Origin of the sequence: Pseudomonas piscis, assembly GCF_009380155.1 — a bacterium.
GTDB classification, from domain to species: domain Bacteria; phylum Pseudomonadota; class Gammaproteobacteria; order Pseudomonadales; family Pseudomonadaceae; genus Aquipseudomonas; species Aquipseudomonas piscis.
The window spans coordinates 332,104-349,392 of the sequence record NZ_WHUV01000004.1 but is presented as its reverse complement, the minus strand read 5'-3'; the positions used below and the strand labels follow the sequence as shown (position 1 = coordinate 349,392).

Genomic DNA, 17,289 nt, shown 5'->3' with positions numbered 1-17,289 from the left:
GATAGCTCTGCGCCACACCTTGGCGGTCTGGCGCGACGCCGAGAATAGCGCATTTCATCCGGCGTATTAACGGGGAGGCAGCTGCTGCAGGCGCTCGAGGATGTCCAGCACCACCAATCGCGGTGGCCGCTCATCGGTTTCCACCACCAGGTCGGCGATTTCCCGATAAAGCGGATCGCGGATCTCCAACAGGTCGCGCAGCGTCTTGGCCGGATCGGCGGTACGCAACAAGGGGCGATTGCGATCCCTGGCGGTTCGGCCGACCTGCTGCTCCACCGAAGCATGCAGGTAGACCACTCGTCCGCCGGCATGCAACGCCCGACGATTGGCATCGCGCATCACAGCACCACCACCAGTGGCCAGTACTACGCCATCGGTGCTGCACAACTCGGCGATCATCGCCTGCTCACGGTCGCGAAAACCCGGCTCGCCTTCCTTGTCGAAGATCCACGGGATATTCGCGCCTGTGCGCAGTTCAATTTCCTTATCGGAATCTTTGAATGGCAGGCGCAACTCTTTGGCCAGCAAGCGGCCGATGGTGCTTTTTCCAGCCCCCATTGGCCCAACAAGAATCAAATTTCGCACAGAATCAATGACTCGCAGCAATCGCCTGGTTGTTCATGATACGCGGAGTGAGAAACACCAGCAGCTCGGATTTCTTCTCTGACACCACGTCTCGCCGGAAAAGGCGGCCAAGATACGGCACATCGCCCAGAAATGGCACTTTATCTACAACCTTGCTCTGCGTATTGGAAAAAACGCCGCCGATGACAATGGTTTGCCCGTCACGCACCAGAACCTTGGCATTGACTTCATTCTTGCGGATAGGCGGAACGTCCTGGACCTTGTTCAAGTAGTCCGGCTCGTCCTTGGTGACCTTGACCTCCATGACCACCCGGTCGTCCGGGGTGATCTGCGGCGTAACCTCCAGAGACAGCGAAGCCTCCTTGAACGAAACCGAAGTCGCACCGCTGGAACTGGCCTCCTGGTAGGGAATCTCGGTGCCCTTGAGGATCCTGGCGGTCTCTTTGTCGGAAGTGACCACTTTGGGCTGGGAGATGATTTCGCCGTTGCCGCTCTTCTCCATGGCCGTCAGCTCCAGATCCAGCAGCAGGTTGTCGGAGATATAGGCGATGCCCATGCCGGAAGTCCGGCCGACGACACCCAGGTCGACGAACGGCGAGTCGCTGCCACCACCAAGACCGCTGGTCGGAGAACCACCGGCACCGGACAGCTTCCAGTTCCCTCGGTTCTGCAACGAACCGCCCCAACGCGTACCCAGGCCCTTGTCATAGTCGACGTTGGCCTCGACGATGCGCGCCTCGATCATCACCTGGCGTACCGGAACGTCCAGTTGGGTGACGATGCGCCGCAACTCGTCGAGGCGCTCCTGGTTCTGGTAGGCAATGATGTTGTTGGTGCGCTCATCGACACTGATGGACCCACGCTCGCCAATCCGCTCCTCGCTGCCGGTCACCGACTGGAACAGCCTGGCGATGTCGGCGGCCCTGGCGTAGTTGACCTGCAACAGCTCCCGGCGCAAGGGCGCCAGGTCCTCCAGCTGCTTTTGCGATTCCAGCTCCTGCAACTCACGGGCGGCGATCTCTTCAGCCGGAGCCACCAGCAACACGTTGCCGACCCGGCGCTGATCCAGGCCCTTGGTCTTGAGCACCAGGTCCAGGGCCTGATCCCAGGGCACGCCTTTCAGGCGCAGGGTGATACTGCCCTGCACCGTATCGCTGGCCACCAGGTTGAGCCCCGTGAAATCGGCGATCAACTGCAGCACCGATCGCACCTCGATATCCTGGAAATTCAACGACAGCTTGTCGCCACCGTAGGTCGGACTCCCGGTCGCAGGCCTGGCACCGACCATCTGGCGTCCATCGGCAGGCCTTGGCTCACCTGCACTCACCCATGGCGCCAGCAACGTTATCCACAGCACTACACCACAGGCAGGCACAGCCCTGTTCATCATCCTGACTCCATTCAAGAATGGGGCTTCAGCGCCAGGGTCCGTGGTCGGTCCAACCAGCCTCCCGAGCCGTCGGGCACGATTTCCAGCACCTTCACCCATGATTCGTCGATGGCCACGATCCGTCCCTGATCGCGCCCCAGGTAGTCACCTATCCGCAGCCGATGTACCGCATCGCCTGCGCGCAGCAGGACGAAGCTCCCGGCATTACCGGACAAGGTCCCGACCATTTGCAGTTGCTCGAGATCGAAGGCCTCGAGCGGCCCGCGAACCCGCCCAGGATCGGACCAACCGCCTGCCGCACCCCGGCTGGCAAGCGAGGTGGCCAACGGCGCCTGGAAGGGACTGCGCAGCGCACCGGCACCGTAGCCAAGCGTCGTGAAGGCGCGAATGGTGGGGGCCGGTTCGATCCGGATCGCTGCCTGCTCCCGCATGGTTTCCAGGTAGGCATCCAGGTCGGGAAATCCAGCCTCGGGCCCACATCCCGGCAGACTCACCCAGATCACACCAGGCAGCAGCCAGCGAGTGCCCCTCACGAACTCGCCTGCGGGCCTGAATATTTGTAGGCCCGCGCCTCCAGCCGCATTCTCAAGCGCACCGGGTCGGCGGCATCCAGCGGCCCGATCCGGATATCGTGCACAGTGAGGACCCGTGGCAGGGCCGCAAGGCCGCCGACGAAAATTGCCAGGTCGTGATAAGCACCGGTAACCGTGAGCTGGATCGGCAACTGCACCAGGAACTGCCAGGGTTGCTCCGGCTGCGGCCGGATCTCCTCGAAATCCAGGCCGACATCCAGCCCCACTCGACTGATGTCTTCCAGCAAGCCCGGAGCCTCTGCGCTAGCGGGAAACAGTTGCAGCCAACGCTGAAACTCACCCTGCATGAGCAACAGCTGCTGGCGATAAGCCTCCAGGCCAGCCCCCTCGCGGACTTTGCCCGCGACCTGCTCCTTGAGTCGGGCTTCCTTGTGCCGCAACTGCTCCACCCGCTCCAACCCTGCTGCCAGATAAAAGCCGCGGCCCGCCAGCAACACCGCCAAGAGAAGCAGAATCGCCAGCAACGCCCTGAGCGCCCCCGGCCAATCGCCGGGGCTATCGGACGCCAGCGCCCGCAGATCGGTATAGCGCATACGATCCCACCATGGCCAACGACTCACGGCCCCGAATCCAGCGATGACACCGGCACTTGCTGCACCTTGAGCCGAAACCGGTTGGACAAGCCCAGCTCCCCATCCGCGGCATGCCGGACCTCACCCAGTTCAGGGACAGTAAAACCCTCGGCGAACTGCAGGTTGCGCAGCAATTCGGAAACCCGCTCGTTGGACTCGGCGGCGCCGCTGATATCCAGGCTCCGCCCCCGTTGCTCGACATCAGTGAGATAAACGCCATCAGGCAAGCTACGGGCCAGTTGCTCGAAGATCTGCACTCCGGACGAACGGTTGCCCTGCAACTCCTCGATGTTCTTCATGCGCTCGAGAAGCTCCTGGCGCTGCGACTTGAGTTCGTGAAGGCTGGCGATCCGATCGTCCTGACTTGCCACCACCTGTTGCAGATACTGGTTGCGCAGATGCAGCCGCTCGACCACCCGGGAAATATAGGCGTCCGCCAGCAGGATCACCGCGCTCCCCAATACCACCATCGCCGCCAGCACCTGGAAGAACCGCCGACGACGCAGTTCCCGCGAAGCTTCACGCCAGGGCAGCAGGTTGATCCGGGACATCAGTGCACTCCTCTCAAGGCCAGGCCGCAGGCGAGCAGCAAGCTCGGCGCCTGGTCGGCGAGCGCCCGGGCATCCACCCCGGCACCGCTGGACATGTCACGAAAAGGATTGGCGATACAGGTAGCCACAGCCAGGGACTGCTCCACGCAAAGCGCCAGGCCATGGAGGCGACTGGCGCTCCCCGCCAGCAGCAACAGGTCCACCTGGCGTCGCTGGGGTGAACCGGCGAACTGTTGTAACGAACGGGTCGCCTGCTGCACAAGCTCCCCCTCGAAAGCACGCAGCACCTCGCCAATGCAGTCTTGGGGCAAACGCTCCTGGCGTTGGGCCAGCAATGCCTCGTCCAGCGTCAACCCATGCCCTTGCAGGTCATCCAACAGTTGTCGGCTACCGAACGGCTGCTCGTGGCCATGGATGACTCGTTGCCCTTGCATCACCTTGAAGGTGCTGCGATCCAGGCCGATATCGAACAGGGCCAGGGTCGCTTGGGGTGCAAGGGGTTGGCTGCTGCCCAGCAGCGCCAGGCAACGTTCCAGGGCCAGGGGCTGGGTTTCCACCACCTGGACCCTGAGATCAGCCAGGGCCAGTGCCGAGACCAGGGATTCGACATGCTCGTTGTGGCATGCCACCAGCAGCACCTGGTTGCGCGGTGAGTTGCCAGGCACAGGCCCTTGCACCTCGAAATCGATGGCTACGTCTTCCAGCGGGTAGGGGATGTACTGCTCGGCCTCCAGGGCGACCTGGCTTTCCAGCTCCTGCTCCGATAGCCCGGCCGGCATCTCGATCAGCTTGCTGATCACCACTTCACCAGGTAGCGCCACCGCGACGTTGCGCATGTCGGTAGCACTTGTTAGCCAAACACGGGACAGGGTCTCGGCCAGGGCCTCGGGGTCGACGATCAAGGGTTCCTGCACCACCCCAGGCGGCAGGGGTTCCCGGGCATAGGCCTCGACCCGGTAGCCCGGGCCCTGGCGACTCAAGGCCAGGAGCGTCACCGCCGTCGACTGGATATCGATTCCCACCAGGGAACCCGGCTTTCTGCTGAATAGTCCAAGCACGACCAATTCCTTATGACTATCCGTAACTTACGGATTCCTTGGGCCGCAGTGCGCTCGATCGTCGCATCTTGACAGACGGTCAAATGACGCTCTGGGCGGAAAATGCTTATAATGCCCGCGTTTTTTTCCGCGGTTACCCGCTGCGTAGGTCGGTCCTGATGACCGTAGATACCCCGACGCCTAATTCATTCCTTTCTCTGGAAATCCAAAAGCCTTGATTCGTCTGCTGAAGTTTTTCGGGTGGTCCATCGTAGCGGTATTCTGCGGGCTACTCCTCGCCCTCTCCGGTGCGTTTCTCTATCTTAGTCCTGGCTTGCCTTCGGTAGAGGCCCTGAGAAGCATCCAGTTGCAGATTCCCCTGCGGGTGTACAGCAGCGACGGCAAGTTGATCGCGGAATTCGGCGAGATGCGCCGTACTCCTATCCGTTTCGCCGAAATTCCGCCCAACTTCATCAATGCGTTACTAAGTGCTGAAGACGACAACTTCGCTAACCATTACGGAGTTGATCCCAGCAGCCTGATGCGGGCCGCGACCCAATTGGTCAAGAGCGGACATATCCAGTCCGGCGGCAGCACCATCACCATGCAGGTAGCGAAGAACTTCTTCCTCACCAGCGAACGCAGCTTCTCGCGCAAGACCACGGAAATCCTCCTGGCCTTGCAGATCGAGCGACAGTTGACCAAGGACGAGATCCTCGAGCTCTACGTCAACAAGATCTACCTGGGCAACCGCGCCTACGGCATCGAGGCGGCAGCCCAGGTGTACTACGGCAAATCCATCCGGGAAGTGAGCCTGGCGCAGATGGCGATGATCGCCGGCCTGCCCAAGGCGCCTTCACGCTTCAACCCCCTGGCCAACCCGGCGCGCAGCAAGGAACGCCGTGACTGGATCCTGGGGCGCATGTACAAGCTGGGCAAGATCAGCGAAGCGGACTACACCGAGGCGGTCAACGAACCGCTCAACGCCAGCTATCACGTTCCGACTCCGGAGGTTAACGCCCCATACATCGCGGAAATGGCCCGGGCCGAAATGGTCGGACGCTATGGCAGCGACGCCTATACCGAGGGTTTCCGGGTCACCACCACGGTGCCCAGCGACCTGCAGGAAATGGCCAACACCGCCGTTCATGAAGGGTTGATGACCTACGACCAGCGCCACGGCTACCGCGGACCGGAATCGCGCCTGCCCGGCAAGACCCAGGCCGCCTGGGCCAACGAGCTGACCAAGCAGCGAACCATCAGCGGCCTGGAGCCGGCGATCGTTATCCAGGTCGAGAAGAACGGCATCCAGGTGCTGACGCGCAACGGCCAAGAACATGTGGCTTGGGACACCATGAAATGGGCCCGGCCGTTCCTCAACACCAATAGCATGGGCGCCGTTCCTCGCCAGCCGGCGGACGTAGCCCAGGTCGGCGACCTGGTACGGGTACAGCGCCAGGCGGACGACTCGCTGAAGTTCAGCCAGATCCCGGTCGCCCAGGGCGCCCTGGTGACCCTGGACCCGCAGAACGGGGCGATCCGCGCCCTGGTCGGCGGCTTCGCCTTCGAGCAGAGCAACTACAACCGTGCGATGCAGGCCAAGCGCCAGCCCGGCTCCAGCTTCAAGCCTTTCATCTACAGCGCTGCCCTGGACAATGGCTACACCCCCGCCAGCCTGGTGAACGACGCACCGATCGTGTTCGTCGACGAGTACCTGGACAAGGTCTGGCGGCCGAAGAACGACACCAATACCTTCCTCGGCCCGATCCGCATGCGTGAGGCGCTGTACAAATCGCGCAACCTGGTGTCGATCCGCCTGCTGCAAAGCATGGGCGTGGACCGCACTATCGACTACATCAGCAAGTTCGGCTTCAACAAGCAGGACCTGCCGCGCAACCTGTCCCTGGCCCTGGGCACCGCGACCCTGACGCCGATGGAGATCGCTACCGGCTGGAGCACCTTTGCCAACGGCGGCTACAAGATCGCGCCCTATATCATCGACAAGATCGAAAGCCGCAACGGCGAGTTGCTGTTCAGCGCCAACCCGCCCAGCGTCCCCAATGGCGACTCCGCCAGCAGCGGCATCGCCGCGCCGGAGCACAACTTCACGATCAATACCGTGGCCGGCGAGAATCCACAGCAACCGACAGTGCAAGCCCCGGCCGTGGCCGAACGGGTGATCGACGGACGCACCGCCTACATCCTCAACAGCATGCTCGAGGACGTGATCAAGCTGGGCACCGGCCGCCGCGCCCTGGCCCTGGGCCGTTCGGACCTGGCCGGCAAGACCGGTACCACCAACGAATCCAAGGATGCCTGGTTCTCCGGCTACAACGCCGACTACGTGACCACCGTCTGGACCGGCTTCGATCAACCCGAGAGCCTGGGACGTCGCGAGTACGGCGGCACCGTGGCCCTGCCGATCTGGATGAACTTCATGGGCGCGGCCCTCAAGGGCAAGCCGCCGCATACCCTGGCCGAGCCGGAAGGCATCCTCAGCCTGCGGGTCGACCCGGTCAGCGGCCGTGCAGCCGCTCCGGGCACGCCGAACGCCTACTTCGAGCTGTTCAAGAGCGAGGACACCCCGCCCTCGGTCAACGAACTGGGCAATGGCGTCGCTCCTGGCAGCCCGTTGCCTGCGGACGAGGCGGCACCGATCGACCTGTTCTAGAACAGCAGCGCAAGCTACGAGCCTCAAGCGACAAGGAACCCTTGCAGCTTGAGGCTTGAAACTTCCCCATAAAAAAACCCGGCTCGATGGCCGGGTTTTTTTATGGGCTGCAATTAGCCGTTGAACACGTCGTTCACGCTTTTCAGCGGGTAGTTCTTCGGATATGGCAGGGTAGCTACGCCAGTCTCGATGGCGGCCTTGGCCACAGCATCGGAGATCACGGTGATCAGGCGGGCATCCATAGGCTTCGGAATGATGTATTCACGGCCGTATTCCAGCTTGATGCCGCCGTAGGCGTCGCAGACTTCCTGTGGCACCGGCAGCTTGGCCAGTTCGCGCAGGGCGTTGGCGGCGGCGATCTTCATCTCTTCGTTGATGCGCTTGGCGCGAACGTCCAGGGCGCCACGGAAGATGAACGGGAAGCCCAGTACGTTGTTCACCTGGTTCGGGTAGTCCGAGCGGCCGGTAGCCATGATCACGTCGTCACGGGTGGCATGGGCCAGTTCCGGGGCGATCTCTGGATCAGGGTTGGAGCAGGCGAACACGATCGGGTTCGGCGCCATGGACTTCAGGCCTTCAGGGCTCAGCAGGTTCGGGCCGGACAGGCCCACGAACACGTCGGCACCTTGCAGGGCGTCAGTCAGGGTGCGCTTGTCGGTAGCGTGGGCGAACACCGCCTTGTACTGGTTCAGATCGTCACGACCGGAGTGGATCACGCCGGTACGGTCGACCATGAAGATGTTCTCGATCTGCGCGCCCATGCTTACCAGCAGTTTCATGCAGGAGATGGCGGCAGCGCCGGCGCCCAGGCAGACGATCTTGGCTTCGGCCAGGGTCTTGCCGGCGATTTCCAGGGCATTGATCATGCCGGCCGCGGTCACGATGGCGGTACCGTGCTGGTCATCATGGAATACCGGGATATCGCACTGTTCGATCAGGGCGCGCTCGATCTCGAAGCACTCCGGCGCCTTGATGTCTTCCAGGTTGATACCGCCGAAGGTGATGGAGATGCGCTTGACGGTGTCGATGAAGGCTTGCGGGCTTTCGGCATCGACTTCGATGTCGAACACGTCGATGCCGGCGAAACGCTTGAACAGCACGCCCTTGCCTTCCATCACCGGCTTGGAGGCCAGCGGGCCGAGGTTACCCAGGCCGAGAATAGCGGTGCCATCGGAAATGACGGCAACCAGGTTGCCTTTGCCGGTGTACTTGTAGGCCAGTTCCGGATCGCGAGCGATCTCACGTACCGGTTCGGCTACGCCAGGGCTGTAGGCCAGCGCCAGGTCGCGAGCGGTAGCAGTGGCCTTGGTGAGCTCGACACTCAGCTTCCCTGGGCGAGGATTGGCATGATATTCGAGAGCGGCAGTTTTCAAATCAGACATGTGGGCATTCCGCTTTTACTGTTGGACAGACGGACCGCCGAGGATACCCGTGTCGCATAGTCCCCACAAGACTGCCCAGTCACCCCTGTCAAGGCCCGCAGCCTACGACTTTGGGCCAAGAACCGCAGCCCACAAGGCTTTCGACTGTTCACAATTCAATTGAAAAATGTCTACAATTCTTTCAGTTTCAGGGAATCCTGAGCATCGAGGAGTCCTTCAGCGAGATCATCCAGCGCGCGCCGACAGACCGGGAAGCGCCCTGGCGGCGCCGCTCCACCACCCAGCCACGAGCCTCGACCCGCCGTCCTGCAAGGTGCTTGAGCCGCCCGGGGGCGAAGCCGTCCCGGATATTGGGGGCAATGCGCAATACAACCGAGCCGTGCAATGTGATCCAAACCCCACTGCGATTGTGCTCGACCTTGCTCACCCGCCCAGAGAGCAAGGCAAACCCCGGGGCACGGATCTGCTCCGCTTTCAGTACAGGTGATTGCCGCCATAACCCAAGCCGGGTCCGGCGCGCGTGGTCTTCGGCGGCCTGCTGGCAGGCGACCAGTGCGACATTCGGCGCCAGGGCAATGCGATAGGCGAGCCCCTCGGCGATCAACCGGGACTCGAAATTGAGGCCGCTGGCTCCATAGACGTGAGCCAGGGTCCGGCCATAGCGATCATGCCGCTCGCGCCCGAGGACCAGGCCGACCCGACCACCGCTCTGCGCCACCAGTTGCTCCAGGCGCCTGCGCGCCGCTATCGCCAGCGGCTCGGCCTTGCGTCCGCCCCTGGCCAGTTCCGGCGCGTTGAGACCGATCATGCGTACGCTGCGGCCGTCCTTGAGGCGCAAGGTGTCGCCATCCACCACCCGCAGCACGCTCGCAGGAACCACGGTCGCCGGCACGGGTGCCGGGCAGAATGCCTGGGCAGCTGTCAGCCAAATCGCAGGCACAAAAAAGGCGCCCACCAGGGACGCCTTTTTCATCAGCGAGGAAAGTCGGTATCGGCTTTCCAGAACGATCAGCCTCAGGCCTTTTTCGTTGCGCCGAAAGCACCGAAGCGCGACTTGAACTTGTCGACACGACCGCCAACGTCCAGAGTCTTCTGCTTACCGGTGTAGAACGGGTGGCACTCGTTGCACACGTCCAGGCTCAGAGGCTTGGCCAGGGTGGAGCGAGTTTCGATGACGTTACCGCAGCTGCAAGTAGCGGTAATGGCTTCGTATACTGGATGGATATCGGCTTTCATGATGAATTCCTCAGGCTAGCGTGCCGCCACCCAACACTATTGTTGAATACCGCACGAATTAGGGCGCGGATTCTACCAGACCCAAGCAATCGCGCAAGGGATCCGCATAACCCCCCATCAGAAAAAATCCTCGTGAGCTTGACAGGCCAGCCCTCGCCCTGGCTGGCCCTCCACGGCCCGCCCATACGCTTGTGCAGGACACTCCACCGCTCGTCTGTTAGGCTCCGACCCCTATCCATCGCCTGTCCTGTGAGACTCCCCCGCGTGCCCGACGCCATCCTGCGCCTCGCCCTGCCCTCGCCCCTGCGCCGCCTGTTCGACTATCGTGCCCCGGCCGGCGTGCTGCGCGCACAACTGCAGCCGGGCATGCGCCTGCGGGTGCCGTTCGGCCGTCGCGAGATGATCGGCATCCTGGTCCAGGTGGCCGATCACAGTGAGGTGCCGGCGGACAAGCTCAAGCCGGCCCTGGCCCTGCTCGACCCCACTCCGCCGCTGCCGGCGGCCTTGTTCAAGCTGTGCCTGTGGACCGCCCAGTACTACCAGCACAGCCTGGGGGATACCCTGAGCTGGGCGCTGCCGGTGCTGCTGCGCCAGGGCGAACCGGCCGAGGCCCGCCAGGAGCGCTTCTGGTCGATAGCCCCCGGGGCCCGCCTTGACGATCCGCGCATCGCCCGTGCCCCACGCCAGCGCGACGCCCTGACGACCCTGGCCCAGCACCCTCACGGCGTCCCCCACGGGTTGCTGAGCAAGTTGATGTTGAGCAAGGACAGCCTGGACCTGCTGCTGGCCAAGGAGCTGGTCCAGGTGGAAGTGCGCAGGCATGCCCCCGGGGCCCGCCACGAACACTGGCTGGCCCAGCCGGAACTGCCACTCAACAGCGAACAACGTGCCGCCTACGAGGCCATCCGCGCCGGATTCGACAGCTACCATGCCTTTCTTCTGGCAGGGGTCACCGGCAGCGGCAAGACCGAGGTCTATCTGCAGCTGATCCGCGAAACCCTCGAAGCTGGCAAGCAGGCCCTGGTGCTGATCCCGGAGATCAACCTCGGCCCCCAGACCCTGGCGCGCTTCGAACAGCGTTTCAACGCGCGCATCGCCCTGCTGCACTCGGCGGTCAACGACCGCGAACGCCTGGACGCCTGGCTGGCCGCCCGGGACGGCGAGGCCGACATCATCATCGGCACCCGTTCCGCGCTGTTCACGCCGATGAAGAATCCCGGCCTGATCATCATCGACGAGGAGCACGACGGCTCCTATAAACAGCAGGAGGGCCTGCGCTACCACGCCCGGGACCTGGCCCTGGTCCGCGCCCGCCAGGAAGACATCCCGATCGTCCTGGGTTCGGCCACCCCTTCCCTGGAAAGCCTGCACAACGCCTACACCGGCCGCTATGGCCTGCTGCGCATGAACGAACGGGCCGGCGGCGCCAAGCCGCCGCGCTTCCTGCGCCTGGACGTCAAGAGCCGGCCGCTGGACAGCGGCATCTCCGGCCCCATGCAGCAGGCTATCGGCCAGACCCTGGCCGCCGGGCAACAGGTCCTGGTGTTCCTCAATCGCCGCGGCTTCGCCCCGACCCTGCTGTGCCATGACTGCGGCTGGATGTCCGAATGCGAGCGCTGCGACGCCCGCATGACGGTACACCAACGCTCGGGCGAGCTGCGCTGCCACCATTGCGGCCATGTGGAGCGAGTGCCGCGGCATTGCCCGCAGTGCGGCAAGGTCGATCTGCGGCCGGTGGGCGCCGGCACCGAACGGGCGGAAGAACGCCTGGGCATCCTGTTCCCCGACTACCCGGTCCTGCGGGTGGACCGCGACAGCACCTCGCGCAAGGACGCGATGAACCAGCTGTTCGCCACCATCCAGAAGGGCCAGCCGTGCATCCTGGTGGGCACGCAGATGCTCGCCAAGGGGCATCACTTCCCCAGGGTGACCCTGGTGGCGATCCTGGATGCCGACGGCGGCCTGTTTTCCGGGGACTTTCGCGCCAGCGAACGCATGGCGCAATTGATCGTCCAGGTGGCCGGCCGCGCAGGCCGCGCCGAGGAACCGGGCAAGGTGATCATCCAGACGCACCTGGCCGATCATCCGCTGCTGGTGCAGCTGACCGAGCAAGGCTACTTCGCCTTCGCCGAGCAAGCCCTGAGCGAACGCCGCGCCGCCGGCCTGCCGCCCTTCGCCCACTTGGCGCTGCTGCGGGCCGAAGCCCACAAGCCGGGCCAGGCCGAGGCCTTCCTCGACGAAGCTTGCAGCGAGGCCGAGCGCCTGCTGGCCGAACAGCAGTCGGCAGGGATCGAATTGCTCGGACCGGTACCCGCGCCCATGGAGCGCCGGGCCGGACGCTATCGAGCGCAATTGCTGCTGCAGGCCAATGCCCGGGCACCGCTGCACCGCCTGCTCAGCAGCTGGCTGCTGGTGCTGGAGCAGATGCCCGGCGGCCGGCAGGTTCGCTGGTCGCTGGATGTGGACCCGGTCGACCTGTACTGAGCCGCCGCCCCAGTTGCTCCAAGCTGTAATAAGCAGCCTGCGACCGGCTCGCTTGCCGCTCACCCCCCAAAGGTTGGCAACCTGCCCTTGGCAACGGATAATGCCCAGTTTTTCCACCTGCGCACCGAAGCGCCGCCGCGCCAGCGGTCGAAAGAGAAGACCATGAAAGACACCATTCGCCAGCTCATCCAGCAAGCCATCACCCAACTCGTCGCCGAAGGTGTGTTGCCAGAAGGCCTGGCGCCGGCGATCCAGGTCGAGAACACCCGCGACAAGACCCATGGCGACTTCGCCAGCAACATCGCCATGATGCTGGCCAAGCCGGCCGGCATGAAACCGCGCGACCTGGCGGAAAAGATCATCGCCGCCCTGCCGGCCGACGAGAACCTGAGCAAGGCGGAAATCGCCGGCCCGGGCTTCATCAACTTCTTCCAGAACACCCAGGCCCTGGCCGCGCGCCTGGACGCAGCGCTCGACGACGCCCACCTGAACGTGCGCAAGGCCGGCCCGGCGCAACGCACCGTGATCGACATGTCGGCGCCCAACCTGGCCAAGGAAATGCACGTTGGCCACCTGCGCTCCACCATCATCGGCGACGGCGTGGCGCGGGTCCTGGAGTTCCTCGGCGACACCGTGATCCGCCAGAACCACGTGGGCGACTGGGGTACCCAGTTCGGCATGCTGATGGCCTACCTGGAAGAGAACCCCATCACCAGCGACGAGCTGTCGGACCTGGAGAATTTCTACCGCGCCGCCAAGCAACGCTTCGACGAGTCCGAAGCCTTCGCCGACCGCGCCCGGAGCCTGGTGGTCAAGCTGCAGGCCGGCGACCCGGACTGCCTGGCCCTGTGGACCAAGTTCAAGGACATCTCCCTGTCCCACTGCCAGAAGATCTACGAGCTGCTCAACGTCAAGCTGACCATGGCCGACGTGATGGGCGAGAGCGCCTACAACGATGACCTGATCAACGTGGTCAACGACCTCAAGGCCCAGGGCATGCTGGTGGAGAGCAATGGCGCCCAGTGCGTGTTCCTCGACGAGTTCAAGAACGCCGAGGGCGAGCCGCTGCCAGTGATCATCGTCAAGGCCGGCGGCGGCTACCTGTACGCCACCACCGACCTGGCCGCCGTGCGCTACCGCAGCGGCAAGCTCAAGGCCGACCGCGCCCTGTACTTCGTCGACCAGCGCCAGGCCCTGCACTTCCAGCAAGTGTTCGCAGTGGCCCACAAGGCCGGCTTCGTCACCCATCCGATGGACATGGAGCACATGGGCTTCGGCACCATGAACGGCGCCGACGGCCGTCCGTTCAAGACCCGTGACGGCGGCACCGTGAAGCTGATCGACCTGCTGACCGAAGCCGAGGAGCGGGCCTACGCCCTGGTGAAGGAAAAGAACCCGCAGCTGCCGGAAGCCGACCTGCGGCGCATCGCCAAGGTGGTGGGCATCGACTCGGTGAAGTACGCCGACCTGTCCAAGCACCGCACCAGCGACTACAGCTTCAACTTCGACCTGATGCTCAACTTCGAAGGCAATACCGCGCCCTACCTGCTGTACGCCTACACCCGCGCTGCCGGCGTGTTCCGCAAGCTGGGCAAGGACTTCAGCCAGGTCCAGGGCAAGATCGAGCTGCACGCCGCCCAGGAGCTGGAGCTGGCAGCGCGCCTGGCGCAGTTTGGCGAGATCCTCAACAACGTTGCCGAAAAAGGCACCCCACACGTGCTGTGCAGCTACCTGTACGATGTGGCCGGGCTGTTCTCCAGCTTCTACGAAAACTGCCCGATCCTGGCAGCCGAGACTCCCGAGCAGATGAATAGCCGCCTGCGCCTGACCGAGCTGACCCGGCGTACCCTCAAGCAAGGTCTGGAACTGCTGGGCCTCGAAGTCCTGGAGCAAATGTAAGTTGGCTGCCAAGAAAAAACCTGCACCCAAGCGTGGCGCCAGTCGTTACCAGCCCCCGGCCAAGAAGCCGATCCCGGGCTGGTTGTGGCTGGCCATCGGCCTGACCATCGGCGCCTTCATCGTGTTCCTGATGAAGCTCGAGCCAGGCAAGGGCGGCGACAGCGTCAAGCGCGAGAAGATCGAGCAGCAGAAGGCCAGCAAGATCGCCGAGGCCAACAAGACCCCACCCAGCCCGCAGCAGCCGGTGAAGCCCAAGTACGACTTCTACACCCTGCTGCCGGAATCGGAGGTCATTGTGCCGCCGGAAGCCGTGCCGGAAAAAACCCTGCCCACGCCACAGGTACCGCCGGTGCCGACCACTCCGGTGACACCAGCGGAAGCTGCGAAGATCGACACCGCCCGGGCCCAGGCGGCCCTGGCCGGCATCACCCCGCCACCTGCGCCACCGGTGGCCAAGGCCGCGCCGGTGACCAAGTTCTTCCTCCAGGCCGGATCGTTCCGCAAGGAAGCCGATGCCGACAAGGTCCGTGCGCAGATCATCCTGCTGGGCCAGCCGGTGTCGGTCGAATCCGGCACGGTGAAGGACGAGACCTGGTACCGGGTACTGGTCGGCCCGTTCAGCAATCGCGAGCAACTGACCGTGGCTCAGAAACAGCTGGCTGGCGCCGGCTTCAGCAACCTGCTGTTGCAACAACGCCAGAACCGCTGACGCCCTCGCCCTGTCCGGGCAATCCTGCCCTCTTTTGTGCGCTTATCGCGCCAAAAGAGGGCGCGCCCTCCCACCCGCCGTCACCAAGCCACTCGTCTCTCTGCCATCCCGGCAGTTGAAAAAGCTCTCGCCACCCCCATATGAGTTTCCATCTGGGCACTTTCGCCCCGCTGCGTGGAGACTTTCCCTTGACCACCATCGTTTCAGTCCGCCGCCACGGCAAAGTCGTCATGGGCGGCGACGGCCAGGTTTCCCTTGGCAACACCGTGATGAAAGGCAATGCGAAAAAAGTTCGCCGCCTGTACCACGGCCAGGTCATTGCCGGCTTCGCCGGGGCCACCGCCGACGCCTTCACCCTGTTCGAACGCTTCGAAGGCCAGCTGGAAAAACACCAGGGCCACCTGATCCGCGCCGCCGTCGAGCTGGCCAAGGAGTGGCGTACCGATCGTTCCCTGAGCCGCCTGGAGGCCATGCTGGCCGTGGCCAACAAGGATGCCTCGCTGATCATCACCGGCAACGGCGACGTGGTCGAACCCGAGGACGGCCTGATCGCCATGGGTTCCGGTGGCGCCTACGCCCAGGCCGCGGCCAGCGCATTGCTGAAGAAGACCGACCTGTCGGCTCGCGAGATCGTCGAGACCGCCCTGGGCATCGCCGGCGATATCTGTGTATTCACCAACCACACTCAAACCATCGAGGAGCAGGATCTCGCGGAATAAGCCTGTTCCGGCCCGGACCTGCCGCCAGGCGGCAGGCTCCCCTGCCACGGCATTCATTCCTGCTTGAGAACCGCCAATTACTATGTCCATGACCCCCCGCGAAATCGTCCACGAACTCAATCGCCATATCATCGGCCAGGACGACGCCAAGCGCGCCGTGGCCATCGCCCTGCGCAACCGCTGGCGGCGCATGCAGCTGCCGGCCGAGCTGCGCGCCGAGGTCACGCCCAAGAACATCCTGATGATCGGCCCTACCGGCGTGGGCAAGACCGAGATCGCCCGGCGCCTGGCCAAGCTGGCCAACGCACCCTTCATCAAGGTCGAAGCGACCAAGTTCACCGAAGTCGGTTATGTCGGCCGCGACGTCGAGTCGATCATCCGCGACCTGGCCGACGCCGCGCTGAAGATGCTCCGCGAGCAGGAGATCGTCCGCGTGCGCCACCGCGCCGAAGACGCCGCCGAGGACCGCATCCTCGACGCCCTGCTGCCCCAGGCTCGGGTCAGCAGCTTCGCCGAGGAAGCCGCGCAGACCAGCAGCGACTCCAACACTCGCCAGCTGTTCCGCAAGCGCCTGCGCGAAGGCCAGCTGGACGACAAGGAAATCGAGATCGAAGTCGCCGAGAACATGGGCGTCGAGATCGCCGCGCCACCCGGCATGGAAGAGATGACCAACCAGCTGCAAAGCCTGTTCGCCAACATGGGCAAGGGCAAGCGCAAGACCCGCAAGCTCAAGGTCAAGGAAGCGCTGAAGATGGTTCGCGATGAAGAAGCGAGCCGCCTGGTCAACGAGGAAGAGCTCAAGGCCAAGGCCCTGGAAGCGGTAGAGCAGCACGGCATCGTGTTCATCGACGAGATCGACAAGGTGGCCAAACGTGGCAACGTCGGCGGTGCCGATGTCTCCCGCGAGGGCGTGCAGCGCGACCTGCTGCCGCTGATCGAAGGCTGCACCGTCAACACCAAGCTGGGCATGGTCAAGACCGACCACATCCTGTTCATCGCTTCCGGCGCGTTCCACCTGAGCAAGCCAAGCGACCTGGTGCCCGAGCTGCAAGGCCGGCTGCCGATCCGGGTCGAACTCAAGGCCCTGACTCCGGAAGACTTCGAGCGCATCCTCAAGGAGCCCCATGCCTCGCTGACCGAACAGTACTGCGCGCTGCTCAAGACCGAAGGCCTGGGCATCGAGTTCGCCGACGAGGGCATCAAGCGCCTGGCAGAGATCGCCTACCAGGTCAACGAGAAGACCGAGAACATCGGTGCCCGCCGCCTGCACACCCTGCTCGAGCGCCTGCTCGAAGAGGTGTCGTTCAGCGCCGGCGACCTGGCCAGCGCCCACAGCGAAGAGCCGATCCGCATCGACGCGGCCTACGTCAACAGCCACCTGGGCGAACTGGCGCAGAACGAAGACCTGTCGCGCTACATCCTGTAAGCGCCAGGCTGCGAGCTGCAAGCGACAGACCGATT

The 17,289-nt window shown here is 63.9% G+C and carries 14 protein-coding genes and 1 pseudogene; 6 read left to right on the top strand and 9 right to left on the bottom strand.

Annotation, left to right across the window (positions count from 1 at the left end; genetic code table 11):
* Positions 1 to 66: 66 nt before the first annotated feature.
* From aroK to pilM, 6 genes and pseudogenes are all read right to left on the bottom strand, one after another.
* The gene (gene aroK, locus GDH07_RS23500) at positions 67 to 585 is read right to left on the bottom strand and encodes a shikimate kinase AroK (protein WP_053132472.1); all 519 of its coding nucleotides are present in this window, start codon (positions 583 to 585) and stop codon (positions 67 to 69) included.
* 4 nt (positions 586 to 589) lie between these two features.
* A pseudogene (locus GDH07_RS23495) lies at positions 590 to 1,885 on the bottom strand (type IV pilus secretin PilQ); the annotation flags it as partial.
* Positions 1,886 to 1,986: 101 nt separating this feature from the next.
* The gene (locus GDH07_RS23490) at positions 1,987 to 2,508 is read right to left on the bottom strand and encodes a pilus assembly protein PilP (protein ID WP_343038323.1); all 522 of its coding nucleotides are present in this window, start codon (positions 2,506 to 2,508) and stop codon (positions 1,987 to 1,989) included.
* On the bottom strand, positions 2,505 to 3,101 hold the full coding sequence (locus tag GDH07_RS23485) for a type IV pilus inner membrane component PilO (protein ID WP_152899055.1): 597 nt from the start codon (positions 3,099 to 3,101) through the stop codon (positions 2,505 to 2,507). Before GDH07_RS23485 ends, GDH07_RS23490 begins: the two co-directional genes overlap by 4 nt.
* A 23-nt stretch (positions 3,102 to 3,124) precedes the next feature.
* Positions 3,125 to 3,691, bottom strand: coding sequence for a PilN domain-containing protein (locus GDH07_RS23480; RefSeq protein WP_022639914.1), 567 nt, complete (start codon positions 3,689 to 3,691; stop codon positions 3,125 to 3,127).
* Positions 3,691 to 4,749 carry a type IV pilus assembly protein PilM gene (gene pilM / locus GDH07_RS23475; RefSeq protein ID WP_343038322.1) on the bottom strand — a complete coding sequence of 353 codons (1,059 nt, stop codon included), beginning with the start codon at positions 4,747 to 4,749 and terminating at the stop codon, positions 3,691 to 3,693. The genes GDH07_RS23480 and pilM overlap by 1 nt, the downstream gene beginning before the upstream one ends.
* A 217-nt stretch (positions 4,750 to 4,966) precedes the next feature.
* Here pilM and GDH07_RS23470 point away from each other — a divergent pair, with 217 nt between their 5' ends.
* Positions 4,967 to 7,399: a penicillin-binding protein 1A gene (locus tag GDH07_RS23470; RefSeq protein WP_425502150.1), complete on the top strand. Its 2,433-nt coding sequence runs from the start codon at positions 4,967 to 4,969 to the stop codon at positions 7,397 to 7,399.
* Positions 7,400 to 7,512: 113 nt separating this feature from the next.
* Here GDH07_RS23470 and GDH07_RS23465 read toward each other — a convergent pair whose 3' ends face one another.
* The 3 genes from GDH07_RS23465 to rpmE all read right to left on the bottom strand — a co-directional run bounded on the left by GDH07_RS23465 (position 7,513) and on the right by rpmE (position 10,017).
* A complete protein-coding gene (locus GDH07_RS23465; RefSeq protein WP_022639732.1) occupies positions 7,513 to 8,781 on the bottom strand; it encodes a malic enzyme-like NAD(P)-binding protein in 1,269 nt (422 codons plus the stop codon).
* 187 nt (positions 8,782 to 8,968) lie between these two features.
* The gene (locus tag GDH07_RS23460) at positions 8,969 to 9,754 is read right to left on the bottom strand and encodes a thermonuclease family protein (protein WP_152899052.1); all 786 of its coding nucleotides are present in this window, start codon (positions 9,752 to 9,754) and stop codon (positions 8,969 to 8,971) included.
* A gap of 41 nt (positions 9,755 to 9,795) precedes the next feature.
* A complete protein-coding gene (gene rpmE, locus GDH07_RS23455; RefSeq protein ID WP_011058815.1) occupies positions 9,796 to 10,017 on the bottom strand; it encodes a 50S ribosomal protein L31 in 222 nt (73 codons plus the stop codon).
* Between the two features lie 264 nt (positions 10,018 to 10,281).
* Here rpmE and GDH07_RS23450 point away from each other — a divergent pair, with 264 nt between their 5' ends.
* From GDH07_RS23450 to hslU, 5 genes are all read left to right on the top strand, one after another.
* The gene (locus tag GDH07_RS23450) at positions 10,282 to 12,501 is read left to right on the top strand and encodes a primosomal protein N' (RefSeq protein ID WP_053132480.1); all 2,220 of its coding nucleotides are present in this window, start codon (positions 10,282 to 10,284) and stop codon (positions 12,499 to 12,501) included.
* Positions 12,502 to 12,663: 162 nt separating this feature from the next.
* On the top strand, positions 12,664 to 14,400 hold the full coding sequence (argS, locus tag GDH07_RS23445) for an arginine--tRNA ligase (protein ID WP_152899051.1): 1,737 nt from the start codon (positions 12,664 to 12,666) through the stop codon (positions 14,398 to 14,400).
* Position 14,401: 1 nt separating this feature from the next.
* Entirely contained in the window at positions 14,402 to 15,109 is a 708-nt protein-coding gene (locus GDH07_RS23440) for an SPOR domain-containing protein (protein ID WP_152899050.1), read from the top strand.
* A 188-nt stretch (positions 15,110 to 15,297) separates the two neighbouring features.
* Positions 15,298 to 15,828 carry an ATP-dependent protease subunit HslV gene (hslV, locus tag GDH07_RS23435; protein ID WP_007968352.1) on the top strand — a complete coding sequence of 177 codons (531 nt, stop codon included), beginning with the start codon at positions 15,298 to 15,300 and terminating at the stop codon, positions 15,826 to 15,828.
* Between the two features lie 82 nt (positions 15,829 to 15,910).
* A complete protein-coding gene (gene hslU / locus GDH07_RS23430; RefSeq protein ID WP_022639725.1) occupies positions 15,911 to 17,254 on the top strand; it encodes an ATP-dependent protease ATPase subunit HslU in 1,344 nt (447 codons plus the stop codon).
* Positions 17,255 to 17,289 lie beyond the last annotated feature (35 nt).